The organism is Sarcina ventriculi, from assembly GCF_900456775.1.
Lineage (GTDB): Bacteria > Bacillota > Clostridia > Clostridiales > Clostridiaceae > Sarcina > Sarcina ventriculi.
Map to the genome: position 1 here is coordinate 126,916 of NZ_UAUL01000008.1, position 25,469 is coordinate 152,384.

Sequence of the window (25,469 nt, forward strand, 5' to 3'; positions counted from 1 at the left end):
AAAAAGGATTTGATATAATGGGAAATATTTTAGAGGGGATAACAAATCCTGAGAAGATACAAAAGCTTAATAACAATAAAATTGAAAAATTAGCTAAAGAGATTAGAGAATTCTTAATAGATAATGTATCTAAATCAGGGGGACATTTAGCATCAAATTTAGGTGTGGTAGAATTAACATTAGCCTTATTTAAAAATTTTAATTTCGAAGAGGATAGAATAATATGGGATGTTGGGCATCAAAGCTACGTATATAAAATGCTAACAGGAAGAAGACATAAATTTAGTGCATTGAGGCAATTCAATGGTCTTAGTGGATTTCCTAAAAGAGAAGAGAGTAAATATGATTATTTTGATACAGGTCATAGTAGCACTTCATTGTCTGCAGCATCAGGTATGGCAAGAGCAAGAGATATTTTAGATAAGGATTATAATGTAGTTGCAGTTATTGGAGATGGAGCATTAACTGGTGGAATGGCTATAGAGGCATTAAACGATATTGGATATAATAAAAGTAAAATAATTATAATACTAAATGATAACCAAATGTCTATTTCAAAAAATGTTGGGGGAATGTCTGCATATCTTAGCAATGCAAGATTAAATCCTAAATATAATAAAATAAAATTTGAAATAAATTCAACATTAAATACAACAGATGTTGGAAAAAATATAGCTTCGTCTATAAATAAAATAAAAGGTAGTATAAAAAGATTAGTTGTTCCTAGTATGCTTTTTGAGGATATGGGAATAAAATATTTAGGTCCAATAGATGGACATAATGTAAAAGAGTTAAGTAAAGTAATAGCAAAGGCAAAAGCAGCAGAAGGACCAATAATGATACATGTAGTTACTAAAAAGGGTAAAGGATGTGCTTATGCTGAAAAAAATCCTAATAAATATCATGGAATAGGTCCTTTTAATCATGATAATGGAGAAGTTAAGGTGGCATCTGGTAGAACTTATTCTAAGGTATTTGGAGAAACATTAATTTCTTTAGCAAAAGAAGATAGAGAAATCGTTGCAATAACAGCAGCTATGCCAGATGGAACAGGATTAAAGGAGTTTTCAAAAGAATTCCCTAAAAGGTTTTTTGATGTTGGAATAGCTGAAGAACATGGAATGACATTAGCAGCTGGTATGGCTGTTGAGGGATTGAAACCTTTTTTTGCTTTGTATTCAACATTTTTACAAAGATCTTATGATCAAGTTATTCATGATGTTTGCATACAAAATTTACCTGTTAAAATATGCATAGATAGAGCTGGGATTGTTGGTGAGGATGGAGAAACTCATCAAGGAATATTTGATATATCTTTTTTAAATACTATACCTAATATGACTATTATAGCTCCTAAGTGTATGGAAGAACTTCCTCTTATAATGAAGTGGTCACTGACGTATAATAGACCTCTTGCTATAAGATATCCAAGGGGTGGTGATATTAAAGAAGTAATTTTAGAACCATTAAAAACTATAGAGTATGGTAAATGGGAAAAAATGAGAGAAGGAAATAAAGTAGCTGTGATTGCAACTGGGAAAATGGTTCAACATGCTGCAATTGCTTGTGAAAAAATAAAAAAAGAACTTAATTTAGATATAGAACTTATAAATGCAACGTTTATAAAGCCTGTAGATAAAGATGTTATAAAAAAATTAGCTGAGGATAAAGAAGGTATCATAACAATAGAAGATAATACAATTATAGGAGGATTAGGTTCTATTATTTCTCAAGAACTTAATAATTTTAATTATAAAGGTAAAGTAATAAATCTTGGATATAAAGATAAATTTATTCCTCATGGAAAAGTAGATATTTTATATAAGCTAAACAAATTAGATTCAAATGGAATAAAGGAAAGTATAGTTAGTTTGTTATAAGGAGGACATATGTCAGATAAAAAAGAGAGATTAGATATATTATTAGTGGAACTTGGAATTGTGGAGTCAAGGGAAAGGGCTAAAACTTATATAATGGCTGGAAAGGTATTTGTGGATGGTCAAAGAGTTGATAAAGCTGGAGAAAAGATAGCAAGAACAGCTAATATAGATTTTAGAGGAGAAAAAATACCTTATGTTAGTAGGGGAGGATTAAAGCTTGAAAAGGCAATAAAATCATTCTCTATAGACTTAAATAATAAAATATGTATGGATATAGGTGCATCAACTGGAGGATTTACTGATTGTATGCTTCAAAATGGAGCTAAAAAGGTTTTTTCCATAGATGTTGGATATGGTCAATTTGCTTGGAAGCTTAGAGTTGATCCAAGAGTTGTGTGTATGGAAAGAACAAATATAAGATATGTAACATTAGATGATACAAAAGAGTTATGTAATTTTGCATCAATAGATGTATCATTTATATCATTAACTAAAGTTATACCAGCTGCAATAAATCTTTTAGATGAACATGGGGAGATAATGGCACTTATAAAACCTCAATTTGAAGCTGGAAAGGATAAGGTTGGTAAAAAGGGTGTAGTTCGTGAAGCATCTACTCATAAAGAAGTCATTGAAAAAGTCGTAAATTTTGCAAAAGAAAATAAATTAGATATTTTAGGATTAGACTACTCCCCTATAAAAGGCCCTGAAGGGAATATAGAATATCTTATATATTTAAAGAAAACAAATAAGGAAATAAACTTCGATGCAACTAAAATAGATGATGTTGTAAATGCATCGCATAATTTACTATAGGATAATAAATTATGAATAATATAGGAATAATTATAAATAGAATAAAGGATGAAAATGGTATAATATTAAATCATGTAGAAACTTTAGTAGAAAAAATATTAAATCCTAAAAATATTACTATTATAGACCATTTTTTAGATGAGGCCAAACAAAAATATAAGAGTATTGATTTACTTATAGTTTTAGGAGGGGATGGAACTCTCTTAGGAGTTGCAAGACGATTTTCTAAATTTATTGATGCACCTATTTTAGGTGTGAATATAGGAAATTTAGGTTTTTTATCTAGTATAGAGATTAACGAATTAGAAATAGCTTTAAAAGCGATAAAAAATAAAGAATATAAAGTAGAAAATAGAATGATGTTAGAGTGCTTTATAGATGGCTTAGAAGAAAAAGGGTTTAGATTTTTAAATGATGTGGTGCTAGCAAGAGGAACATTGTCTAGAATAGCAGAATATAGAGTTTATATAAATAATGATTTCTATACTTCATTTAAAGGAGATGGAATAATAGTTTCAACTCCTGTTGGATCTACTGCATATTCATTATCAGCAGGAGGCCCATTAATAACTCCAGATTTAGAAATAATAGCAATAGTTCCTATATGTGCCCACACGCCAAGCACTAAACCTATAATAATAAGTGGAAGTAGTAATATATCTATAATTCCTTATTTTGATGATGAGGAAATATTTATAACGATAGATGGACAAAAGTCATTTAAATTAGTTAAGGATAATATTGTAAATATAAAAAAGTGTAGTGATAGTTTTAAAGTAATAGTTTTTCAAAAAAATAATTATTTTAATATGTTAAGAAAAAAGATATTTAGAACAGCAAAAGAGAGAGAGGGAGAATAGATTTTATGAAGTCCAAAAGGCATTCTAAAATAATAGAGATAATAAATTCAAAAGCTATAGAAACTCAAGAGGAATTAGCAGAAGAATTAAAAAGCGCTGGATTTGAGGTAACTCAGGCTACAGTATCTAGAGATATAAAAACTTTAAGGCTTATAAAAATTCAAGGGTCAGATGGAAAGTATAGATATTCAATAATTAACCAAAACAAAAATGATATGTTAGAAAAGTTAAGTAGTATATTAATAAATACTGTTATTAGTGTTGAAAATATTGATAAGATAGTAGTTGTAAAGACAATATCAGGTTCAGCTTCAGCAGCTGCAGAAGCTATAGATAGATTAGAACTTGGTGAAATAGCAGGAACAATAGCAGGAGATAATACAATATTTATTCTTGTTAGAACTTTGGAAAAAGCACAAGAATTAGTTGAGAGAATATCTAAAATGTTAAATAATTAAGTTTTGTTATAGGGGGAAAAATATGCTTCTACAGTTATCTATTAAAAATTTTGCTTTAATAGAGGAAATTACTTTAGATTTAGATGAAGGTTTTACTATTTTAGCAGGAGAAACTGGAGCGGGAAAATCTATTTTAATAGACGCTATTAATTATGTTTTAGGAAGTAAATTTAATAAAGATTTAATAAGAACTGGTGAAGAAAAAACTTTTGTTGAGGCAATATGTTCTATTGAAGATAATAAGAGTCTTAAAGAGATTTTAGATTTTTATGATATAGAATATGATGATATTTTAATAATATCTAGAGAAAGTTTTAAAAATGGCAAGAGTGTTATAAGGGTTAATGGAAAAGCCATTATATTATCTAATCTTAGAAAAATAAGTGAAAAACTTATAGATATACATGGACAACACAGTAATCAAAATCTTTTAAATAAAGATAGGCACATAGAATATTTAGATTCTTTTGGAAAAATAAATTTAGAAAATGATTTTATAAAATATAAAGAAAGTTTTGTAGAATTTAAAGATATAAAAGATAAAATATTAAGCCTTAATAAAAATGAAAGTGATGAAAAGTTAGTTGATTATATAAAATACCAAATAGAAGAAATAGATAATGCTAGTTTAAGTGCAGGAGAAGAAGAAAAGTTAATAGATAGATATAATATTTTATCTAATCATGAAAAAATAAGAAATTCTTTAGCTAGGAGTTACTCTTATTTGGATTCTTCAACTGGTGAATATTCTGTTTTAGATAGTCTAGATTTTGTAGTTAGAGAAATAAGTGCTATTGAAAAACATTCAGAAAAGGCTAAATTAATAAAGGAGAGAGTAAATAATACTTATTATGAACTTCAAGATTTAACAAAGGATATAAAGAGTTTACTAGATGAGTCTTACTATGATGAAAATGAATTAGATGAGATAAATAGTAGAATATATAAAATAGGTCTTTTGAAGAAAAAATATGGCTCTTCCATAGAAGAAATATTAAAATATAGAGAAAATTTGGATAAGCAGTATCAAGAGATTATAAATAGTGAAGAAGTAATTAAAGAACTAAAAAATAAGCTTATAGTTATTGAAAAAAGACTAGATAAATATTCTAAGAACATACATGAGAAAAGAGTCATTTTAGGTAAAGTAATAGAAGAAAAAATAGAAAAAGAATTAAAATATGTGGGGCTTGGAAAGTGTACGTTTAAAATATCTATTGAATATGATGATAGCTTTAATTTAAAAGGAAAAGATAAAGTTCAGTTTATGATTTCTACAAATTTAGGAGAACCAATAAAACCTATGGAGAAAATAGTCTCTGGTGGTGAATTATCTAGAATAATGTTGTCGTTAAAAAGTGTATTTATAGATAAAGATAATACACCAACTATAATCTTTGATGAAATAGACACAGGAATTAGTGGAAGGATAGCACAATGTGTAGCTGAAAAGATGTATGAAATATCAAATAAACATCAAGTGCTTTGCATAACTCATTTACCTCAAATTGCTAGTATGTCAGATAATCATTATATGGTCAAAAAATATATAGAAAATGAAAAAACTTTTACTAAAATAGAAAAAATAAATGAAGAGAAAAAGATAGAAGAAATAGCAATAATGTTAGGAGGGGTAAAACTTACAGAAAATACTTTAACAAATGCTAGAGAAATTATAGAGCTTGCTAATAAAAAAAAGAATATTATTATGAAAAATAATACATAATATATATTAAATCTATACAAAATAGAACTGGTAGCAGTTCTTTTTTTATTTTCAATAATTAAATTACAAAAAGTTCAATTTAAAATATATTTATATATTTTTTAAATAAATTTACCTTTAGTAGAAATCTTATTATAGAATAAGTTAAAAAATAGTGGGGAAAGTTAATGTCAGAAAGGGAGGGTGTAAATGAAAAATGAGTTTAGTAAAAAAAGATTAAAAATAGTATCTTTAGTTATTATTACTTTAATTTTAGTTTTATCATCCTTTTGTACATTACAAACAGAAATTTCTAACTTATTTTATAGTAATGTCAATAAGGAAGTTGGGCTTAAAATTTCTCAAAGTAATGAATCTAATAATGTAATAGAGCTTTATGCGGGAGGAACACCAGTGGGGGTTAAAATATCTACAAATGGTGTTTTAGTGGTTGGATATTCTGATATAGCAGATAATAATAAAAATGTTGAAAGCCCAGGAAAAGAATCGGGTATACAGCTTGGAGATATTCTTTTAGAAGTTGACTCTCAAAAGATAGAGAATTCTAAGGATTTATCTAAAAAAATAAATAGTCTTAAAAAGGATAAAATTGAGATTCTAATTAATAGAAATGGAACTGAAATAAAAAAAGTAGTTAACTTATTTAAATCAGAAAATAATATATATAAATTAGGATTATGGGTTAGGGATTCTACAGCAGGAGTTGGAACTTTAACATTTTATCATAAAGATACTAATACATATGGTGCATTAGGTCATCCAATAACAGATAATGAAACAGAAAAAATATTAAGCGTAAAAAACGGAGAACTTATAGAATCATCCATAATAAGTGTAAAAAAAGGGCAACGAGGAACTCCTGGAGAATTAAAAGGAGTTTTTGTAAATACAGATAGCCCATTTGGAAATGTTATAGCTAATACTCAATGTGGAATATTTGGGAATATTATAGATAATAATAGTATAATTAATTCAAATAATTTATATAAGATTGGTTATAAAGATGAGGTAAAATTAGGAAAAGCTCAAATAATAAGCACAATTGATGAAAATGGTCCTAAATTTTATGATATAGAAATAGTAAAGATAATAAATCAAACCTCATCCTCTTCTAAGAGTATGGTGATTAAGGTGACAGATCAAAATCTTTTAGAAAAGACAGGTGGTATAGTTCAAGGAATGAGTGGAAGCCCTATTATACAAAATAACAAAATTATAGGTGCTATAACTCATGTTTTAGTAAATAAACCCGATACTGGATATGGTATATATATAGAATGGATGTTACAAGATGCTAATATAATAAAATAAGTGTGAATAAGAAAATTTTATGTTATAATAAGTATTAAGAGATTATAAATTTCTTAATACTTTTTTATGAAATTTATAAAATAAGAAGGAATCTTAATTGTTTTGTCGAATAAATAATTAATGGAAATATATGGTAAAATAAGGAGAGAATTTTATGAAGGATTCAAAAATATCAGTACTAATTGCAGATGATAACAAAGAATTTTGCAACATATTAAATGATTATCTTTTAAATCAAAGAGATATAGTAGTTACGGGGATAGCTAAAGATGGATTAGAAGCTCTTCAATTAATTGAAGAAAAAAAACCAGATTTAGTAGTTTTAGATATAATAATGCCACATTTAGATGGATTAGGAGTTTTAGAGAGATTACATGCTAAAAATGGTGATAATACTCCAAGAATAATAGTGTTATCAGCGGTAGGTCAAGATAAAATAACACAAAGAGCCATAACACTTGGAGCAGATTATTATGTAGTTAAGCCTTTTGATATGGATGTGTTTACAAAGAGAATAAGACAAATGTTTAATAATACAATATCTGAAGAAACTTCTACAAATAAGACTATATCTTTAGTTGAAGTTCCAGAAATTAGGGTGGAATCTAAAAAGGAACCTATGGATTTAGAAACAGAGATAACAAGTATAATACATGAAATAGGTGTACCAGCTCATATCAAAGGATATATGTATTTAAGAGAAGCAATAACTATGGTAGTTAATGATATGGAACTTTTATCTGCTATAACAAAAGAATTGTATCCATCAATAGCTAAAAAATATAATACTACTGCAAGTAGAGTTGAAAGAGCAATAAGGCATGCAATAGAGGTTGCGTGGGGTAGAGGTCAAGTTGAAGCTATAAACAAACTTTTTGGATATACTATTCAAAATAGTAAAGGGAAACCAACAAATTCAGAATTTATTGCGATGGTTGCAGATAAATTAAGATTGAAGAATAAAGTAAGCTAGTATTTATTTTTTATTTTTAAATGAAGAGGGAATATTATTTGAGATTGTAAATTATTATATATTTTTAAATGAAAAACACTTTATAGTTTTAATATAAGCTATGAGTGTTTTTTTATTTTTATATAAAATGCGGTCATAAATTTATTATGTAAAGCATAAATTATACTAGAGTTATAAATATTAAGGAGGAGGAATTTTTGAAAAAACTTATAAATTCGGTTTATGAAGTAATTGATGATAGTAAAATAATTTTTTTATGGGTATTATTATTTCTTCTTATAGGAATAGTATTAGGTTCTTGTACAGTTTATTATATGAGTGATTTTAATAAAGTTGAAATTGGAACTTATTTTAGTGAGTTTTTATCTTTTTTAGGGACTAACAAGATAAGTTATTTACAGGTATTACTTAGAAGTATTTTCAATATTGCTCCTATAGTTTTGATGATAGTTTTATTAGGTTTTACTTTAATAGGATGTCCTGTAATACTCTTTATAGATCTTGTAAAAGGATATATATTAGGATTTACATTTGCATTATTAGCTAGCATTTTGGGGGGGAAGGGAATAATTCTGTTGGCTTTAGGAATTGTGATTCAACAGATAATATTTATACCGTGCATCATAATATTAAGTACAGTAGCCGTTAAAAATTCTATAATAAAAATTAAGGAAGGAATAGGAAAAGAAAGATTAAAAAATAGCAGAATAAATAAAAATTACATGAAAGTTCAAAGCATATTGAGTGCGATTTTAATTATAGGAATATTTATAGAAACATATATATCTCCAAACTTAATAAAATTAGTAATTACTAAGTAATTTTTGTAATATAAATAATTATGTAATAACATTTTGGTTAGGAGTTAATATGAGGGACCGAGTAAAGAAATATGAGACATATTTAGAATCAATAGGAAAGAGAAAAAACACTGTAAGTGCGTATATAACAGATGTTTCTATGTATTTAGATTTTGTTGAAGATAACGGATTTCAAGTTAGCGAAGATGGATATCCACTATTAAATTATATAGATGTTTTAAAGGAAAAAGGTAAATCACCGTCTTCAATACAAAGAACAGTAATATCTCTTAGGAATTTTTATAATTTTTTAGTAGCTGAAGAAGTAATAAAGAGAGTCCCAGAAATATCTATAAGAAAAGAGAAGATTGAAAAAAAGAAACCCTTAGTTTTAACTATTGAAGAAGTAAATAAAATAATGAGCAGTACTAATATGGGGACAGAAAAAGGAATAAGAGATAAAGCATTATTAGAGCTTATGTATGCAACTGGTATGAAAGTTTCTGAGCTTATCTCATTAAATTTAGATGATGCTAATTTGGATTTATCTTTTGTAAGATGTAGGGATAATAGAGGGTATGAAAGACTTATTCCTATAGGTAAAGAAGCTAGGGAAGCTATAAAAAGATATATTGTGGTTAGAGAAGAAAATTCTAAGGGTAGTGATAAGTTATTTTTAAATATGAGTGGGGAGCCTATAACAAGACAGGGGGTTTGGAGAATAGTAAAAGAATATTCATCCATTGCGAATATAGATAAGGATATAAATTTAAATACATTTAGACATTCTTTTGCTGTGCATTTACTTCAAAATGGAGCAAACGCGAAAGTTGTACAAGAACTTTTGGGTAATCAAGTTATGACTTATATAGATATGTACTATGAAATAATAAATAATGAAAAAATAAATAATATCTATAAAAAAGCTCATCCGAGGGCTTAATTTCTGAGGATTATCTTAATTTAAAAGGCTTTTTGTCTTTTAATAAAGATAGTCCTTTATGTTTTTATTTGTAAATATAGTTTTAAATATACATTAATGTGTTTTATTACTAATTAATATAGGCCTTTTTTTTAAATAAATTATAATTCTTTAGGAAAAAATAATTTAAAAAGGAGGTAAAATATATGAAAAAAATTATAATTAAATTTTCAGCTATTTTAGCACTAATAATATTTTTAACTGGTGGAGTTAATGTTTTTGCAGATACTAACGAAAATATAGAAGTGGAAGCAAGATCTGCTATATTAATGGAGGTAAGTACTGGGAAAATAATATATGAAAAGAATTCTAATGAAAAATTTGCTCCAGCTTCTGTGACAAAAGTAATGACAATGCTTTTAACCATGGAACATATCGATTCAGGAAAGATAAAATTTGATGATAAGGTTACAGTAAGTGAAAATGCAAAAAAAATGGGTGGAAGTAGTATGCTTTTGGATACTGGTGAGGTAAGAACTGTAGAAGACCTTATAAAAGGAATTGGTATAGCGTCAGGTAATGATGCGGCAGTTGCTATGGCAGAATATTTAGGCGGTAGTGAAAGTAATTTTGTTGATATGATGAATGATAGAGCGAAAGAACTTGGAATGGTAAATACAACATTTAAAAACTGCACTGGTCTTCCAGTTGATGGACATATATCAACAGCATATGATATATCAATAATGTCTAGAGAGCTTTTAAAACATCCTGATATCTTAAAGTATACAAGTACATATATGGAAACAATATCAGAAGGAAGAAAAACACCTATAGAGCTTGTAAATCATAATAAGTTAGTAAGGTTTTTCCAAGGGTGTGATGGGCTTAAAACTGGATTTACCAATGAAGCAAAATATTGTATATCAGCTACTGCTGTGAAAGATGGTGTTAGAGTATTATCAGTTATAATGGGTGCTCCTACATATAAAATAAGAAATAGAGATGCAAGTATGCTTATGAATTATGGCTTTTCTAAATTTGAAAGCAAGAAACTTTGTGAGAAAGATTCAGATATAAAGCAAATCCCTATGAATAAAAAAGGAGATAAATTTATAATAGCAAAAGCTAAAGAAAATCTTGTTGTAACTTGTCCTAAAGGTGATGGAGATAAGATAGAGAGTAAAATAGTTTTAGATGAGAGTAAAACGAAATTTAAAGAAGGCGAAAATGTTGGATTTTGTGAGTATTACCTAGATGGTGAACTTATCGGAGTTGTTGAGCTTTATTCAGATAGAGATATGAAAAAAGGAAATATTATAGACAATATAAAAGGAATATTTACAAAAGAATAAAAATTAAAATAAAAAGGCAATGAGAAGTTTAATTCATTGCCTTTTTATTTTATAATTAAGTTATAATTTTTGATAGAATTACAGGAGACAAATAATTTTATGGATATGCCAATTATAAAAATACAAAATTTTGATGGTCCTTTTGATCTCTTGCTTCATTTAATAAAAAAGAATAAAATGAGCATTAATGATATAAAAATTTATGATATAACTAAACAATATTTAGATTATATAAAACTTATGAAAGAATTAGATTTAGAAGTTACATCTGAATTTGTGGCAATAGCAGCAACACTTATAGAGATAAAATCTAAGTCTCTTTTACCTAAACTAAAGGTGGAAGATGATGAGAAAAGTGAAGAAGATTTAATGGCAGAACTTAAAGACAAGCTTATGGAATATAAAATTTTTAAGAAGATTTCATTATTTTTAAAAGAAAAGGAAGGACAGCAAGGAGAAATATTCACTAAAAAGCCTGAAATAATAGATGATACAAGCATAGAATTTAATGAAAATTATTTAGCTAATATATCAATGATTGATCTTTATGATATTTATAATAATCTTATTAAAAAATTTAATGAAAAGCAAAATTTAGATATGATAGAGAGACAGGTTAGTGTAGATAAATATAAAATAGAAGATAAGATAGAAGAATTGAAATTAGTAATTGAAGAAAAGAAAGTAATAAAATTTTCAAGCATAAGTGATAAATGTACATGTAAATTAGAGATAGTAGTAACTTTTTTAGCACTTTTAGAACTTATAAAGGATAGCTTTGTTAAGGTATTACAGTATGATAATTTAGGTGAAATAATTATAGAAAAAGATTGGTAAGGAGTAAGAATGGATATAAATCAAGTTGAATTTGAAGAAGTTTCAAGAAAAAATGCAGTTATATCTGCAATAGAATCATTGTTATTTGCAGCAGGAGAACCTCTGTCTGCTAAAGATATTTCCAAGATTCTTTACGATGATTTAGATTTTATAAAAGATGTTTTAGAGGAAATGATAGATAGATATGATAAAACAGCTTCAAGAGGAATAAAACTAATAATGTTAAATGATATGTATCAATTAGTTACAAAGCCTTATAATGGGGAATATGTTCAAAAGTTATTAAAAAAAAATGTTAGACAATCATTATCTCAAGCTTCTTTAGAAAGTTTAGCTATAGTTGCATATAAACAACCTATAACACGAGTTGAAATAGATGAGATACGAGGTGTTAAAAGTGAAAGTGCTCTTCAAAGATTAATAGAACGAGGACTTATAGAAGAAGTTGGGAGAATGGATGTAATAGGAAGACCAATATTGTATGGAACAACTAATGAATTTTTAAGATATTTTGCATTAAATGATTTAGATGATTTACCATCTGTGGAGTTATTTAACGAAGAAGAGGGAGAGAGTTAATCTTCTTTCTCTTCTTTATTTTTTTTCCCTAAAGATTTAATCATTTCTAAAACTTGAGGAATAGCTTCTACTATTTTGTCAGAAGAATTTACTTGATCAACTGGGATAAGTTTTATTGAGTTCCCATTTACAACTAAAAAAGCTACTGGTTTAACAGTTACTCCAGCTCCTGAACCTCCTCCAAAGGGATAATTTTCTTTTGATATATTTTTATTATTTATATCAGCTCCACCAGTTGCAAAACCAAAAGAAACTTTTGATATGGGTATGATAGACTTACCGTCAGCAGTTTCCATAGCATCTCCTACTACTGTACTAACATCTATCATATTTCTTATATTTTCCATTGTAGTTTTCATAAGATTTTCTATAGGGTGATTATTTTCCATTAAAAACCTCCTAAATTAAATAAATGTTATATATTTTTTCTGAAAAAATATAAAAATATTATATATATAATGTTTGCAATACTTAAGTAAATTATACCTTTTATACTAAATAATATAGAAGTGTGTTCATTAAACAAAGGCGATATATTATAATTTTTCTTTTTAACATTAAATATAGTAATTAATTCAAGATAAATACTTTCTAAAATACCATAAATAACACCATATGATACAGCTGTAAGAGCAGCATCGCTTAAAGAATATTGCATATTTATTGATAAATTTAGCAATGGTTTAAATTTGTTTGCCTGTAAAGAACTTAATATAGATTTAAAGTCAATCTTTATCTTATTATTAGATTTTTTTTTAATCTTAGCCTTCTTTAGTGAATTATTTTTAAGTGGAATTTTAAATTTTTTATATAAATAAACTTTAAATTGTTTATCGTAACTCGCTTCAAAAACTATGGGCAACGGTAAAAATAAAATAATTAATACCATAATAAATAAAAAAATAATATTCATAAAAAATTCTCCTAACTCTTATACAACTAATTATTCCCAATATATCAAAAAAATAATCAAAAAATTGATGATAAATTTAAAATTTTAGGAAAAAACTATATAAGTGGGATATTTAAAGTTGTATTAAGGAGAAGTTTATGAGAAAAATATGTGAAAAAATTGCAATTATATTATCTTTATTATTAATGCTATATAGTCCTATACAGGTTTTTGGATTATCTAAAGATAAAGACATAGCTAGAGAAGCACATTATGCAATAGCTTTTGATACAAAATCTAGAGAAATTTTATATGAAAAAAAAGCATTTGATAATGTTCCTATGGCAAGTACTACTAAAATTCTTACAGCGATTTTAGCTATAAATTATGGTAACTTGGATGATACTGTTATTATATCTAAAAATGCAGCATCTATTAGAGGTTCTAAAGTTGGTTATAAAGCTGGAGAAGAAATAAAACTTAAAGAAGTACTTTTTGGTCTTATGTATAAGTCAGGAAATGATGCAGCTATTGCTATAGCAGAACATATAGGGGGATCAATTTCAGAGTTTTGCGTGATGATGAATGATTTAGCTAGAACTATGGGACTTATAGATTCAAATTTTGAATCACCTCACGGATTAGATAGTCAAAATCATTATTCATCAGCATATGATTTAGCCTTATTAATGGCAAAAGCTATGGAAAACGATACATTTAAAGAAATAGCTGGAACTAAAACTACCTTAAAAGAAAAATATGGATTCACAAGAGATTATAACAATATAAATAAAATTCTTTGGATGATTCCAGAGGCTAATGGTGGAAAGACAGGAACTACAGGTCAAGCAGGGAAATGTTTAGTAACATCTGTTAATCATAATGGAAGAAATATAATAATAGTTGTTTTAAATTGTCCTGAAAGATGGAAAGTAACAGAAAATATATACAATTATATAAAAGAAAATTATAAATAAATTTTGAAGACTACTTTAAATTTAAAGCATTTTAAAGTAGTCTTTATTTTTGTAACAAATTTAAAAAAAATAAATATTTTAATAGTAAGATGTTTTTTAGGGGGAAAAATTACATGAAATATGAAATGATTGATTGTATTGATGCAGGAAGTGAATTTTGCCCTTGCCATTTAGCAGAGGAAGGGGAATGTATACTCTGTTCACAATTAAATGGAAGATGTTTTTGTGATTGTAGAAATTGGAAGGGTGTATGTATATATCAAGAGTTTAAAAACAATGGCGATAAAGCAAAAGAAGGGAGAAAAACATTTGATTGTGAAATCGTAGAACTTAATTTTTTAGAAGATGAACTTGTATGTTTAAAAGTGAAAGCAAATCATAAGTTATGTTTGGACTTATCAGTTCCAGGAAGCTTTATATTTATAAAAACAAAAGATAATCCATATTTTGATATTCCTATTTCGATAATGGAATCGAATTGTGATGAAAATACATTAATGATGATGGTAGAAATAAGAGGAATAAAAACGAAAAGACTTTTAAATTTATCATTAGGTGAACATATAGGAATTAGAGGACCATATTTTAATGGGGTTTTTGGAATAAAAACAATAAATAGCATATTTGATAAAAATATTTTGGTTCTTGTAAGGGGAATAGGTGAGGCACCAGCTCTTCCAGTTATAAAAAAGCTTTTACTTCAAAATAATAAAATAAATTTAGTTTTAGATAAATCTCCGTTTAAAAATAGTTATATAAAGAATTATTTAGATACTAATCAAATAGATATTGAAGAGGCTAATATAATTGATAAAGGAAATCTTTCTGAGGAAGTAAAGAAAATAATAAATTTAGCCATAGATAATCATATTAGTTTAATTCATTGTGCTGGAGCTGATATATTAACTTATAATGTTATAAATTATTTAGATGACTTAAATCGAGAAGATATTAATATATCTTGTTGTAATAATTCTAAAATGTGTTGTGGAGAAGGTGTTTGTGGAAGTTGTACAGCTAGATTTGTAGGACATAAAGTAAAGAGGCTTTGCAAAGTTCAAACAGATCCTAGAAATATTTTTAAGGGGAGGAGATTTATATGAAGGTTTTGGTAATTGGTGGTGGATGGTCTGGTATAGCAGCTGCAATACAAGCTAAAAAAAGTGGTGCAGAAGTAGAATTGTTTGAAAAAACTGATATGCTTTTAGGACTTGGAAATGTTGGTGGTATTATGAGAAATAACGGAAGATATACTGCATCAGAAGAACTTATAGCTATGGGTGCTGGTGATTTGATAAATATAACAGATAAATTAAGCAGGCATAAAAACATAAATTTTCCAGGCCATGAGCATGCTTGGCTTTATGATGTCAATAAAATAGAGGGGGAAGTAACAAGGTATGTTGAAAATTTAGGGATTCGAGTGCATTTTATATCTAGAGTTATAGATGTGAAAAAAGAAGATAATAAAATACTTGGTATATATACAGCAGATGGTACATTTTATTCTGGAGATGTATTTGTAGAAACAACAGGATCTACAGGCCCTATGGGAAACTGTCTAAGGTATGGAAATGGTTGTTCAATGTGTGTTTTAAGATGTCCATCTTTTGGTCCTAGAATAAGTATCAGTGCAAGGTGTGGAGTTTCAGACATACAAGGAGAAAGAAAAGATAATGAACTTGGAGCGTTTAGTGGTTCTTGTAAGTTAGCTAAAGAGAGTTTATCTGATGAAATAGTAAATGAATTGAATGAAAAAGGAGTTGTTGTTGTTAAAATACCAGAGCAGGATGTTAACTATGGAAAGTTATCTACTAAAGTATGTCAGCAGTATGCTTTAAAAGAATTTGCAGAAAATATAATTCTTTTAGATACAGGTCATGCAAAACTTATGACAACTTATTATCCGTTAAAAAAACTTAGAAAAATAAAAGGATTTGAAAATGCTAAATATGTAGATCCATATGCTGGTGGTAAAGGAAATTCAATAAGATATTTATCTGTTGCGCCTAGGGATAATGATATGCGAGTTTGTGGAATAACTAACCTTTTTTGTGCAGGAGAGAAATCAGGGCTTTTTGTAGGACATACAGAGGCGATAGTAACTGGTACTTTAGCTGGATATAATGCTGTTAGATATGGATTAGGTATGCCAGGATTAGTATTACCTAGAAGTATAGCTATTGGTGATATGATATCTTTTGCAAATGAAAAGACAGAATCAAGAGAAGGGCGTATGACAAGATATACCTTTGCAGGGTCAGTTTACTTTAATAGAATGAAAGAACAGGGGTTATATAGTATTAAAAAAGATGAAATAGAAAAAAGAGTCAAACAGCTTAATTTAGATAATATATTTCAAAAAAAATTGGTATAATATAAGGGATTGCCTAAAAAGTGGGCAGTCCCTTAATTAATATTGATATAAAAAATATAAAAATTATATAAAAGCATTGTTGACAAAGTTAGTCGGATTTGATATTATTATTGCATAAAGTATATTAATTTAGTCAACTTTAAGGGGTGATTTTTATGAAGCTATCTACTAAAGGAAGATATGGTGTAAAAGCCATGGTAGATTTAGCAATACATTACGGAGAGTCACCAATTTCAATAAAATCAATTTCTCAAAGACAAGGGATATCAGAGTATTATTTAGAACAGTTATTTAGTGCACTTAGAAAAGCAAAATTAATAAAAAGTATTAGAGGTGCACAAGGTGGATATGTGTTAAATAAGTTACCTGAGGAAATAACAGTTGCTGATATCATGGAGGTTTTAGAAGGTCCTATCGAGATTTCGGATTGTGTTGAAGGGACTACATGTAATAATGGCAATTGTTGTGCAACAAGGCTTGTATGGCAAAAGATAAAAACTAGTATAGAAGATGTTACAACATCAGTAACACTTAAAGATATAGTAAATGATTATAACGAAATAAATAATAAGTAATAATGAAAATATAGGAGTGGAAAAATGGAAAATACAGTATATTTAGATTATGCGGCAACAACTTATGTAAAACCAGAAGTGTTGGAAGAAATGTTACCATACTTTACACAAAAGTTTGGAAATCCATCATCATTCTATTCAATATCAAGAGAAAATAGAATGGCTATAGATAAAGCTAGAGCGCAAGTGGCTAAAGCATTAAATTGTGATGTTAATGAGGTTTATTTTACAGGTGGTGGTTCAGAAGCAGATAACTGGGCAATAAAGGGAATAGCATCAGCTCATAAAAATAAAGGGAACCATATAATAACAACTAAAATAGAGCATCATGCTGTCTTACACACATGCCAATATTTAGAAAAACATGGTTTTGAAGTTACATATCTTGATGTTGATGATAAAGGACTTGTAAATTTAGAAGAATTAAAAAATGCAATAACTGATAAGACTATATTAGTTTCAATAATGTTTGCAAATAATGAAATAGGAACAATAGAGCCTATAAAACAAATAGGTGAAATATGTAGAGAAAGAAAGATATTTTTCCATACTGATGCAGTGCAAGCAGTGGGGAATGTAGCTATTGATGTTAAAGATATGAATATAGATTTACTTTCTTTAGCTGGTCATAAAATATATGGACCTAAAGGAGTAGGTGTTTTATATATAAGAAAAGGAATAAAAATAGACAATTTAATTCATGGTGGTAGTCAAGAAAGAAATAGAAGAGCAGGAACAGAAAATATACCAGGTGTAGTTGGGCTTGGTAAAGCTATAGAACTTGCAACTGATAATCTTGAAGAACATAGAAATAAAATGATAGCTTTAAGAGATAGACTTATAGAGGGGCTATTAAAGGTTCCATACACTAGATTAAATGGTGCTGAAGGAGATAAGAGATTACCAGGTAATGTTAATGTATGTTTCGAATTTGTAGAAGGAGAATCAATTCTCTTATCACTTGATTTTAAGGGAATATGTGCATCTAGTGGAAGTGCCTGCACATCTGGTTCATTAGACCCATCACATGTACTTTTAGCTATAGGGTTACCTCATGAAATAGCTCATGGATCATTAAGATTAACACTTGGTGAAGGATCAAAAGAAGAGGATATAGATTATATTTTAGAGGTTATACCTCCTATTATAGAAAGATTAAGAAATATGTCCCCATTATGGGAAGATCATTTAAAGAAGGGAGAAAAATAATTATGATATACAGTGAAAAAGTTATGGAACATTTCCAAAATCCAAGAAATGTAGGTGAAATAGAAAACCCAAGCGGGGTTGGTGAAGTTGGTAATGCTAAATGTGGAGATATAATGAAAATATATTTAGACATAGAAGACAACATAATAAAAGATGTTAAATTTAAAACTTATGGATGTGGTTCAGCTATAGCATCATCAAGCATGGCTACAGAATTAATAAAAGGAAAGACTATAGAAGAGGCTTGGGTTTTAACAAATAAAGCAGTTGCAGAAGCATTAGATGGTCTTCCTCCAGTTAAGATGCATTGTTCAGTTTTAGCTGAAGAAGCAATTCATAAAGCAATAAATGATTATAGAGAAAAACAAGGATTAGAACTTTGGGAAGTAAAAGAACATTCACATGATATTCATGAACAAGTACATGGCGAATAATATATAAAGTGGTGAATAAAATTTGAAGAAAAAAGTAGTTGTAGGTATGAGTGGCGGAGTTGATAGCTCCGTTGCTGCTTATCTTTTAAAAGAACAAGGTTATGATGTAATAGGCGTGACTATGCAGATTTGGCAAGAAGATAAAGAGTATGAGGATAGAGAAGGAGGATGCTGTTCTCTATCTGCGGTAGATGACGCAAGAAGAGTAGCAGATAAAATAGGTATACCTTTTTATGTTTTAAACTTTAGAGATAGTTTTAAAAAAAATGTTATAGACTATTTTATAGATGAATATATGGAAGGTAAAACACCAAATCCTTGTATTGCTTGCAATAAGTATTTAAAGTTTGATGAGTTATTAAAAAAGGCTCAAGGAATAGGAGCTGATTATATAGCAACAGGTCACTATGCTAAAATAGAGGAGCATAATGGTAGATATATTTTAGTAAAGTCAGATGATGATAAAAAAGATCAAACCTATGCTTTATACAATATGACTCAAGAACAATTAGCGCATACTCTAATGCCTTGTGGAGAATATACAAAGGATAGAATAAGAGAAATTGCAAAAGAAATAGGCCTTGATGTTCATAATAAAAAGGATAGCGAAGAGATTTGCTTTATTTCAGATAATAATCATGGTAAGTATATATCTGAGGCTATGCCTGGAAAAGTTAAGCAAGGTAATTTTGTAGATAAGGATGGAAATATCCTTGGAAAGCACAAAGGGATAGTTTACTATACTATAGGACAGAGAAAAGGTCTTGGATTAGCTATGGGAAGACCTGTATTTGTAACTGATATAAACCCTTTAACTAATGAAGTTGTTGTGGGGGCAGAAGAAGACATATTCAAAACTGATTTAATTTGCAAGGATATTAATTTTATAGCCTTTGATAATTTGGATAAATCATTAGAATTAAAAGCTAAAATAAGATATTCTGCAAAACCAGCAACAGCTACTATAACGCCTTTAGAAAATGGTAAAGTTAGAGTATCTTTTAAAGAGAAACAAAGAGCCATAACAAAAGGACAATCAGTTGTGTTTTATTTAGATGATTTAGTTGTAGGTGGCGGAATTATAGAAAGTTTAGTATAGAAAATATTTAAAGAGCATTAAATTTAATTTAATGCTCTTTATGCATTTATTTATAAAAACTGATAATACTAACCTTAAAAATAAAAATTAAGGTTAGAGGTGATTTTTTTTGTATAAGCTAAAAGATTTTAAATATTTAGATACATATAATTGCAATGGTAAAAAATTGGGGACAATAAATGATATAGCCATTAATTATTTTGATAAGAGTATAGAAGGTTTTATTATATCATGTAAAATTTTTTCAAAAAAAAATTATGTGCCAAAAGAAGATATAGTAGCTATAGGAAGCTCTATTATTACAAAAGCCGTGTCAACTTATAATGGATTAAAATTTAGCGACATAAAAGGTATGGATATAATTAATAAAAAAGGAGAAGTTATAGGAGTTGTAGATGAACTTTTAATAGATGACAGAGATTTTTCTATAAAAGGATTAATAGCATCTACTGGAATTTTTCATAAGTTTGTTTATGGAAAAAGAATTTTTCTTTTAAATGATACTATACTTGGAGATAATAATATCTTATATTATGGGGAGCAAGAAGTGATATTTAAATCAATGCCACATAAATTCTGGAAACAGGTGAATGAATAATGAAATTTAGCGCTAATAAATACATTAGATATTTTATTATAGTCATGTTAGTAAGTATAATTATATTTTTGTATTGTAGATTTTTATTTATAAGAGAAGTAGTGACAATAATATTAGTAGCATTTATTTTAGCTTATGCTTTAAAACCAATATGCAATTATTTTTGCAAGAAATCTAATTTGAACAGAAATATTATTTCAATAATCCTGTTGTCTAGCATATTTTTAGCAGTTTTTTTAATAGCGATAAGTATAATTCCACAAATATTAAATGATGATATTTTAAATAATGTGGAGGGATTTATAAATAACTTAAATAACAATCAGTTTTTAGTCGATTCAAATTTTATTTCAGGATTTGGAAATAAAATTTATGATAAAATAAATGCAAGTATATTGGTTTATTCATCTAAATTGTCAGAAATTATGAAAATTTTATCTAGAAATTTAATAGCAATAATAATAGTTCCTATAGTTGCCTATTATTTTTTAGCACATGGTAAGTATTTAAGTGATAAAATAATGCTTATATTTCCTGTGAGTCAAAGAGAAATTATTAAAAGTTTTATGAATGATATAGATAAGGTTTTAAGTAGATATGTTTTGAGTCAAATAGAACTTAGCGTGATTGTTATAATTATGACTTTTATACTCCTTACAGTTCTTGGAATAAGATTTGCTCTTATATTAGCTATAATAAATGGATTATTTAACATAATACCATATTTTGGACCGATATTAGGAATGATTCCTGCACTTGCCATAGCTTTAGTGAGTAATCCATTAAAATGCATATTAACTTTTATAGGTCTTGGAGCAATTCAACAGATAGAAGGAAATTTTATAGCTCCGCAAGTAACTGCAAGTAGTACTGATATACATCCCTTAATAATTATTATTTTATTAGTATTAGGAGAAAAATTGGGAGGGATAATTGGAATGATATTAATAATACCTCTATTTGTAATACTCAAAGTTGTATATGATGACTTAGATTACTATTTGTTTTAAAATAAATTATTGACATATTAAATTTTTTTTCATATAATTTGGCTATATTAATAATGCAAGCTATGACGAGAATGAGTAGGTAAGTAATTGCTATTAAGAGAGGAAGTGGGAGGTGTAAACTTCTTAGCAATACTACTGAAGCTATCTTAGAGCTATATTTTACTAAGTGATGTATTTTGATTTATACATAATTAGGGTGGTACCGCGGAATTCTAAGCTTTCGTCCCTTACTTTTTAGGGATGATAGCTTTTTTTATTTTTAAATAATATATTTTTTAGGAGGAAAATTTTTATGAAATTCATGGGAGCAAATGAATTAAGAGAAGAATTTCTTAGTTTTTTTGAAAGCAAAGGACATTTAAAACTACAATCATTTCCACTAGTACCTAGAAATGATAATAGTTTATTACTTATAAATGCAGGTATGGCACCTTTAAAGCCTTACTTTACAGGGCTTGAACAGCCACCAAAAACAAGAATAACTACATGTCAAAAGTGTATAAGGACTGGAGATATAGAAAATGTAGGTAAGACATCAAGACATGGTACTTTTTTCGAAATGCTTGGTAATTTTTCTTTTGGAGACTATTTTAAAAATGAAGTAATCCCATGGGCTTGGGAATTTATAACAGAAGTTTTACAAATACCAAAAGATAAACTTTATGTAACTATATATTTTGAAGATAATGAAGCATTTGAAATATGGAAAGAAAAAACAGATATTGACACTTCAAGAATTTTTAGATTAGGAAAAGATGATAATTTTTGGGAGATAGGAGTAGGACCTTGTGGACCTTGTACAGAAATTCACTTCGATAGAGGAAAAGGAAAGGTTGAAACTGTAGAAGAATTTTTAAAAGCAGCAGATGAAGATAGAATAGTTGAATTTTGGAATTTAGTATTTACACAATTTGATAGGGATGAAGAAGGAAATTACAATAGATTAGAACATCCAAATATAGATACTGGTATGGGACTTGAGAGAATTGCAACAATAATGCAAGGTGTTGATAATATATTTGAAATTGATACAGTAAATAATATATTAAAAAAGGTATGCTCTTTAACTGATACAAAATATGGAGAAGATAAAATTAAAGATATATCAATAAGAATAATAACAGATCATGTAAAAAGTGTTGCAATGCTTATATGTGATGGGGTTCAACCTTCTAATGAAGGACGTGGATATGTTTTAAGAAGACTTTTAAGACGTGCTGCAAGACATGGTAGACTTTTAGGAGTTAAGAGATTATTTTTAAGTGATATTGTAGAGTCTGTTATAGAAAATTATGGGGAAGCTTATAAAGAACTTAAAGAAAAAGAAAGTTATATAAAGAAAATTGTAAAACTTGAAGAAGAAAGATTTAATGAAACAATAGATTCTGGTATGGATATACTTAAGGCATATATAGATGATGCTATAAAAAATAATGATAAAATTTTATCAGGAGAAAAAGTATTTAAATTATATGATACTTATGGATTTCCGTTAGAACTTACAGAAGAAATTGTAGAAGAAAAATCATTAAAAGTAGATATTGATGGGTTCAATAAAGAAATGAGAGAACAAAGAGAAAGAGCGAGAAATGCTAGGGGAGAACATAGCTATATGGGTAGTGATGAAAATCCTGCAAATAAGATAAGCTCTGAAGTAATAACTGTTTTTGATGGTTATGAAAAAAATGAATTAGAGTCTAAAATTATGGTTTTAGGAAATGAAATAGAATTTAAAGATTGTTTAAATGTAGGAGATACAGGATTTATTGTGGTTTCTAAAACACCATTTTATGCAGAAATGGGAGGTCAAGTTGGAGATACTGGAATAATAGAATCACAAACAGGTAAAGCTAGAGTTATAGATTGTAAGAAAAATGTGGGTGGAAAATTTATTCACTATGTTGAAATAATAGAAGGAACAGTTAAAAATAATCAAGATGTAACACTAGTAGTGGATAAGGAAAGAAGAAATAGTATATCTAAAAACCATACGGCTACTCATATGCTTCATAAAGCTTTAAAAGAGGTTTTAGGAAATCATGTAAATCAATCTGGTTCTTATGTAGATGAACAAAGATTAAGATTTGATTTTACACATTTTTCAGCATTAACTGAAGAAGAACTTAAAAAAGTTCAAAATATAGTAAATGAAAATATTATGAATGTTGAAAAAGTTGATACTAAAGAAATGACAATAGATGAAGCTAAAAATAGTGGTGCTACTTGTCTTTTTGATGAAAAATACGGAGAAGTGGTAAGAGTTGTTTCAGTTGGAGATTTCTCTAAAGAACTTTGTGGAGGAACTCATGTTAAAAACTCAGGAGAAATAGGATTAATATCTATAATTTCTGAATCAGGAGTGGCATCTGGCATTAGAAGAATTGAAGCTGTAACAGGAAAGAATGCCATGGAAGTTATGGAAAATAAAAATTCTATATTAAAAGAAATAGAAAAAATGTTTAAATGTTCAGAAAAAGATGTTATTAAGAAAATATTAGCTCAAGGGCAACAAATAAAAGAAAAAGAAAAAGAAATTTCAGACCTTAAAGCAAAATTAGTACAAGGTGCAGAAGATGACATAGTAAACAGTGCCATAGATGTAAAAGGAATAAAACTTGCAACAGCATCTCTTAAAGATTTAGATGCTAATTCGTTAAGAGATTTAGGAGATAAAGTTAGAAATAAATTAGGTCTTGGAGTTGTAGTTTTAGCCAGCGAAATAAATGGAAAAGTTAATTTGATAGTTATGGCAACTAAGAATTCTTTAGATAAAGGAGTTCATAGTGGTAAGATAATAAAAGAGGTTGCACAAGTTGTAAATGGCGGTGGTGGTGGAAGACCAGATATCGCACAAGCTGGTGGAAAAACTCCAGAAAAAATAGACGAAGCATTACAAAAAGCTAAAGAAGTATTAGAAAAGCTTGTAAAATAGTATACTTTTTTTACATTATAGTTTATAATATAATTAGAATTAAGTTTAGATTAAATGAATAATTAATTATATAATAGTAAATACTTATAGTATACTATGTAAGGGGGTGAAGCTGTTAATGCAGCAACGTCTATGAAGAATAATTTTGATTATACTTTACAATTTGATTTTAATAAAAACAAAGAGGATTTAACGAAATCTATTTTAACTGATGTATATAATTCTTTAAAAGAAAAAGGTTATAACCCTGTTAATCAGTTGGTTGGATATTTATTATCTGGAGACCCTACTTACATTACTAATTACAACGGGGCGAGAGCTTTAGTAAGAAAACTTGAAAGAGATGAAATTCTTGAAGAAGTTATAAAATCTTATCTAGAGATAAAATAAGAGTACCCCGAAAGGGTACTCTTTTTATATAAGGAGTTTTAAAAATGAGAATTTTAGGATTAGACATAGGAACTAAAACGATAGGAGTTGCTATAAGTGATCCTTTAGGGTGGACAGCTCAAGGAATTACAACAATAAGAAGAAAAAATTACACAAATGATATGGAAGCAATAAAAAAAATATGCAATGAATATAGTGTAGAAACAATAGTAGCTGGTATGCCTAAAAATATGAATGGTACCATTGGACCATCAGGTGAAATGGTTATAGAGTTTTGTGAAAGATTAAAAGAAGTTGTTAATATAGATATTGAATTTTGGGATGAAAGATTGACAACAGTAGCAGCTCATAGGGCTATGCTTGAGGCTGATTTATCTAGAAGCAAAAGAAATAAAATAGTTGATAAAGTAGCAGCAACTTATATACTGCAAGGTTATTTAGATAGAATATCAAAATAAA

At 27.8% G+C, this 25,469-nt stretch carries 26 protein-coding genes and 1 other annotated feature; of the genes, 24 read left to right on the forward strand and 2 right to left on the reverse strand.

Annotated elements, in window-relative coordinates; translation table 11 throughout:
- The first annotated feature begins 17 nt into the window (after window positions 1–17).
- From dxs to scpB, 12 genes are all read left to right on the forward strand, one after another.
- Window positions 18–1,880, forward strand: a complete 1,863-nt coding sequence (gene dxs / locus DR020_RS07285) for a 1-deoxy-D-xylulose-5-phosphate synthase (RefSeq protein WP_112365621.1) — start codon at window positions 18–20, stop codon at window positions 1,878–1,880.
- Window positions 1,881–1,889: 9 nt separating this feature from the next.
- Window positions 1,890–2,696 carry a TlyA family RNA methyltransferase gene (locus DR020_RS07290; RefSeq protein WP_055257262.1) on the forward strand — a complete coding sequence of 269 codons (807 nt, stop codon included), beginning with the start codon at window positions 1,890–1,892 and terminating at the stop codon, window positions 2,694–2,696.
- A gap of 11 nt (window positions 2,697–2,707) precedes the next feature.
- Window positions 2,708–3,556, forward strand: coding sequence for an NAD(+)/NADH kinase (locus tag DR020_RS07295; RefSeq protein ID WP_055257261.1), 849 nt, complete (start codon window positions 2,708–2,710; stop codon window positions 3,554–3,556).
- 5 nt (window positions 3,557–3,561) lie between these two features.
- Window positions 3,562–4,014, forward strand: a complete 453-nt coding sequence (locus tag DR020_RS07300) for an arginine repressor (protein WP_055257260.1) — start codon at window positions 3,562–3,564, stop codon at window positions 4,012–4,014.
- Between the two features lie 22 nt (window positions 4,015–4,036).
- Window positions 4,037–5,740 carry a DNA repair protein RecN gene (gene recN, locus DR020_RS07305; RefSeq protein ID WP_112365622.1) on the forward strand — a complete coding sequence of 568 codons (1,704 nt, stop codon included), beginning with the start codon at window positions 4,037–4,039 and terminating at the stop codon, window positions 5,738–5,740.
- Window positions 5,741–5,929: 189 nt separating this feature from the next.
- Window positions 5,930–7,051: a SpoIVB peptidase gene (gene spoIVB, locus DR020_RS07310; RefSeq protein WP_055257258.1), complete on the forward strand. Its 1,122-nt coding sequence runs from the start codon at window positions 5,930–5,932 to the stop codon at window positions 7,049–7,051.
- 154 nt (window positions 7,052–7,205) lie between these two features.
- The gene (gene spo0A / locus DR020_RS07315) at window positions 7,206–8,024 is read left to right on the forward strand and encodes a sporulation transcription factor Spo0A (RefSeq protein ID WP_058992036.1); all 819 of its coding nucleotides are present in this window, start codon (window positions 7,206–7,208) and stop codon (window positions 8,022–8,024) included.
- A 197-nt stretch (window positions 8,025–8,221) separates the two neighbouring features.
- Complete coding sequence (gene spoIIM / locus DR020_RS07320) at window positions 8,222–8,845, forward strand: stage II sporulation protein M (protein ID WP_058992035.1); 624 nt, start codon at window positions 8,222–8,224, stop codon at window positions 8,843–8,845.
- 49 nt (window positions 8,846–8,894) lie between these two features.
- A complete protein-coding gene (locus DR020_RS07325; protein ID WP_055257255.1) occupies window positions 8,895–9,767 on the forward strand; it encodes a tyrosine-type recombinase/integrase in 873 nt (290 codons plus the stop codon).
- A gap of 185 nt (window positions 9,768–9,952) precedes the next feature.
- A complete protein-coding gene (locus tag DR020_RS07330; protein ID WP_055257254.1) occupies window positions 9,953–11,101 on the forward strand; it encodes a D-alanyl-D-alanine carboxypeptidase family protein in 1,149 nt (382 codons plus the stop codon).
- Between the two features lie 99 nt (window positions 11,102–11,200).
- Window positions 11,201–11,938, forward strand: a complete 738-nt coding sequence (locus tag DR020_RS07335; RefSeq protein WP_112365623.1) for a segregation/condensation protein A — start codon at window positions 11,201–11,203, stop codon at window positions 11,936–11,938.
- Window positions 11,939–11,947: 9 nt separating this feature from the next.
- Window positions 11,948–12,517 (forward strand): SMC-Scp complex subunit ScpB, encoded by a 570-nt coding sequence (gene scpB / locus DR020_RS07340; RefSeq protein WP_112365624.1) that lies wholly within the window; start codon window positions 11,948–11,950, stop codon window positions 12,515–12,517.
- On the opposite strand, the gene ytfJ is transcribed toward scpB, so the two are convergent.
- Entirely contained in the window at window positions 12,514–12,906 is a 393-nt protein-coding gene (gene ytfJ, locus DR020_RS07345) for a GerW family sporulation protein (RefSeq protein ID WP_055257251.1), read from the reverse strand. The genes scpB and ytfJ overlap by 4 nt on opposite strands.
- A gap of 26 nt (window positions 12,907–12,932) precedes the next feature.
- Window positions 12,933–13,430, reverse strand: a complete 498-nt coding sequence (locus DR020_RS07350) for a DUF2953 domain-containing protein (RefSeq protein ID WP_112365625.1) — start codon at window positions 13,428–13,430, stop codon at window positions 12,933–12,935.
- A 137-nt stretch (window positions 13,431–13,567) separates the two neighbouring features.
- On the opposite strand from DR020_RS07350, the gene DR020_RS07355 reads away from it, so the two are divergent.
- The 12 genes from DR020_RS07355 (at window position 13,568) to ruvX (ending at window position 25,468) form a co-directional block, all read left to right on the forward strand.
- Window positions 13,568–14,386 (forward strand): D-alanyl-D-alanine carboxypeptidase family protein, encoded by an 819-nt coding sequence (locus DR020_RS07355; protein WP_112365626.1) that lies wholly within the window; start codon window positions 13,568–13,570, stop codon window positions 14,384–14,386.
- Window positions 14,387–14,499: 113 nt separating this feature from the next.
- Complete coding sequence (locus DR020_RS07360) at window positions 14,500–15,489, forward strand: sulfide/dihydroorotate dehydrogenase-like FAD/NAD-binding protein (protein ID WP_112365627.1); 990 nt, start codon at window positions 14,500–14,502, stop codon at window positions 15,487–15,489.
- Window positions 15,486–16,763 (forward strand): FAD-dependent oxidoreductase, encoded by a 1,278-nt coding sequence (locus DR020_RS07365; RefSeq protein WP_055257247.1) that lies wholly within the window; start codon window positions 15,486–15,488, stop codon window positions 16,761–16,763. Before DR020_RS07360 ends, DR020_RS07365 begins: the two co-directional genes overlap by 4 nt.
- A 155-nt stretch (window positions 16,764–16,918) precedes the next feature.
- Window positions 16,919–17,338 (forward strand): RrF2 family transcriptional regulator, encoded by a 420-nt coding sequence (locus tag DR020_RS07370; RefSeq protein WP_055257246.1) that lies wholly within the window; start codon window positions 16,919–16,921, stop codon window positions 17,336–17,338.
- A 24-nt stretch (window positions 17,339–17,362) separates the two neighbouring features.
- Window positions 17,363–18,547 carry a cysteine desulfurase NifS gene (gene nifS / locus DR020_RS07375; RefSeq protein WP_112365628.1) on the forward strand — a complete coding sequence of 395 codons (1,185 nt, stop codon included), beginning with the start codon at window positions 17,363–17,365 and terminating at the stop codon, window positions 18,545–18,547.
- A 2-nt stretch (window positions 18,548–18,549) separates the two neighbouring features.
- The gene (nifU, locus tag DR020_RS07380) at window positions 18,550–18,981 is read left to right on the forward strand and encodes a Fe-S cluster assembly scaffold protein NifU (protein ID WP_055257244.1); all 432 of its coding nucleotides are present in this window, start codon (window positions 18,550–18,552) and stop codon (window positions 18,979–18,981) included.
- A gap of 22 nt (window positions 18,982–19,003) precedes the next feature.
- Window positions 19,004–20,080, forward strand: coding sequence for a tRNA 2-thiouridine(34) synthase MnmA (mnmA, locus tag DR020_RS07385; RefSeq protein ID WP_112365629.1), 1,077 nt, complete (start codon window positions 19,004–19,006; stop codon window positions 20,078–20,080).
- A 109-nt stretch (window positions 20,081–20,189) separates the two neighbouring features.
- Window positions 20,190–20,678, forward strand: coding sequence for a PRC-barrel domain-containing protein (locus DR020_RS07390; protein ID WP_055257242.1), 489 nt, complete (start codon window positions 20,190–20,192; stop codon window positions 20,676–20,678).
- Window positions 20,678–21,688 carry an AI-2E family transporter gene (locus DR020_RS07395; RefSeq protein ID WP_055257241.1) on the forward strand — a complete coding sequence of 337 codons (1,011 nt, stop codon included), beginning with the start codon at window positions 20,678–20,680 and terminating at the stop codon, window positions 21,686–21,688. Before DR020_RS07390 ends, DR020_RS07395 begins: the two co-directional genes overlap by 1 nt.
- Before the next feature lie 53 nt (window positions 21,689–21,741).
- Window positions 21,742–21,919 (forward strand) — a binding site (T-box leader).
- A gap of 61 nt (window positions 21,920–21,980) precedes the next feature.
- Window positions 21,981–24,620, forward strand: a complete 2,640-nt coding sequence (gene alaS / locus DR020_RS07400; protein WP_112365630.1) for an alanine--tRNA ligase — start codon at window positions 21,981–21,983, stop codon at window positions 24,618–24,620.
- A gap of 132 nt (window positions 24,621–24,752) precedes the next feature.
- Entirely contained in the window at window positions 24,753–25,010 is a 258-nt protein-coding gene (locus DR020_RS07405; RefSeq protein WP_055257239.1) for an IreB family regulatory phosphoprotein, read from the forward strand.
- Between the two features lie 44 nt (window positions 25,011–25,054).
- Complete coding sequence (gene ruvX / locus DR020_RS07410; protein ID WP_055257238.1) at window positions 25,055–25,468, forward strand: Holliday junction resolvase RuvX; 414 nt, start codon at window positions 25,055–25,057, stop codon at window positions 25,466–25,468.
- Window position 25,469: the final 1 nt, after the last annotated feature.

Bases quoted from the DNA above. Each gene is read 5' to 3' on its own strand.
- nifU (WP_055257244.1), top strand. From the start codon at position 18,550: ATGATATACAGTGAAAAAGTTATGGAACATTTCCAAAATCCAAGAAAT.
- DR020_RS07355 (WP_112365626.1), top strand. From the start codon at position 13,568: ATGAGAAAAATATGTGAAAAAATTGCAATTATATTATCTTTATTATTA.
- spo0A (WP_058992036.1), top strand. From the start codon at position 7,206: ATGAAGGATTCAAAAATATCAGTACTAATTGCAGATGATAACAAAGAA.
- DR020_RS07370 (WP_055257246.1), top strand. From the start codon at position 16,919: ATGAAGCTATCTACTAAAGGAAGATATGGTGTAAAAGCCATGGTAGAT.
- nifS (WP_112365628.1), top strand. From the start codon at position 17,363: ATGGAAAATACAGTATATTTAGATTATGCGGCAACAACTTATGTAAAA.
- DR020_RS07295 (WP_055257261.1), top strand. From the start codon at position 2,708: ATGAATAATATAGGAATAATTATAAATAGAATAAAGGATGAAAATGGT.
- DR020_RS07395 (WP_055257241.1), top strand. From the start codon at position 20,678: ATGAAATTTAGCGCTAATAAATACATTAGATATTTTATTATAGTCATG.
- recN (WP_112365622.1), top strand. From the start codon at position 4,037: ATGCTTCTACAGTTATCTATTAAAAATTTTGCTTTAATAGAGGAAATT.
- DR020_RS07300 (WP_055257260.1), top strand. From the start codon at position 3,562: ATGAAGTCCAAAAGGCATTCTAAAATAATAGAGATAATAAATTCAAAA.
- scpB (WP_112365624.1), top strand. From the start codon at position 11,948: ATGGATATAAATCAAGTTGAATTTGAAGAAGTTTCAAGAAAAAATGCA.
- ruvX (WP_055257238.1), top strand. From the start codon at position 25,055: ATGAGAATTTTAGGATTAGACATAGGAACTAAAACGATAGGAGTTGCT.
- ytfJ (WP_055257251.1), bottom strand. From the start codon at position 12,906: ATGGAAAATAATCACCCTATAGAAAATCTTATGAAAACTACAATGGAA.
- DR020_RS07365 (WP_055257247.1), top strand. From the start codon at position 15,486: ATGAAGGTTTTGGTAATTGGTGGTGGATGGTCTGGTATAGCAGCTGCA.
- alaS (WP_112365630.1), top strand. From the start codon at position 21,981: ATGAAATTCATGGGAGCAAATGAATTAAGAGAAGAATTTCTTAGTTTT.
- DR020_RS07330 (WP_055257254.1), top strand. From the start codon at position 9,953: ATGAAAAAAATTATAATTAAATTTTCAGCTATTTTAGCACTAATAATA.
- spoIVB (WP_055257258.1), top strand. From the start codon at position 5,930: ATGAAAAATGAGTTTAGTAAAAAAAGATTAAAAATAGTATCTTTAGTT.
- DR020_RS07335 (WP_112365623.1), top strand. From the start codon at position 11,201: ATGGATATGCCAATTATAAAAATACAAAATTTTGATGGTCCTTTTGAT.
- DR020_RS07325 (WP_055257255.1), top strand. From the start codon at position 8,895: ATGAGGGACCGAGTAAAGAAATATGAGACATATTTAGAATCAATAGGA.
- DR020_RS07350 (WP_112365625.1), bottom strand. From the start codon at position 13,430: ATGAATATTATTTTTTTATTTATTATGGTATTAATTATTTTATTTTTA.
- DR020_RS07290 (WP_055257262.1), top strand. From the start codon at position 1,890: ATGTCAGATAAAAAAGAGAGATTAGATATATTATTAGTGGAACTTGGA.
- DR020_RS07360 (WP_112365627.1), top strand. From the start codon at position 14,500: ATGAAATATGAAATGATTGATTGTATTGATGCAGGAAGTGAATTTTGC.
- dxs (WP_112365621.1), top strand. From the start codon at position 18: ATGGGAAATATTTTAGAGGGGATAACAAATCCTGAGAAGATACAAAAG.
- DR020_RS07405 (WP_055257239.1), top strand. From the start codon at position 24,753: ATGAAGAATAATTTTGATTATACTTTACAATTTGATTTTAATAAAAAC.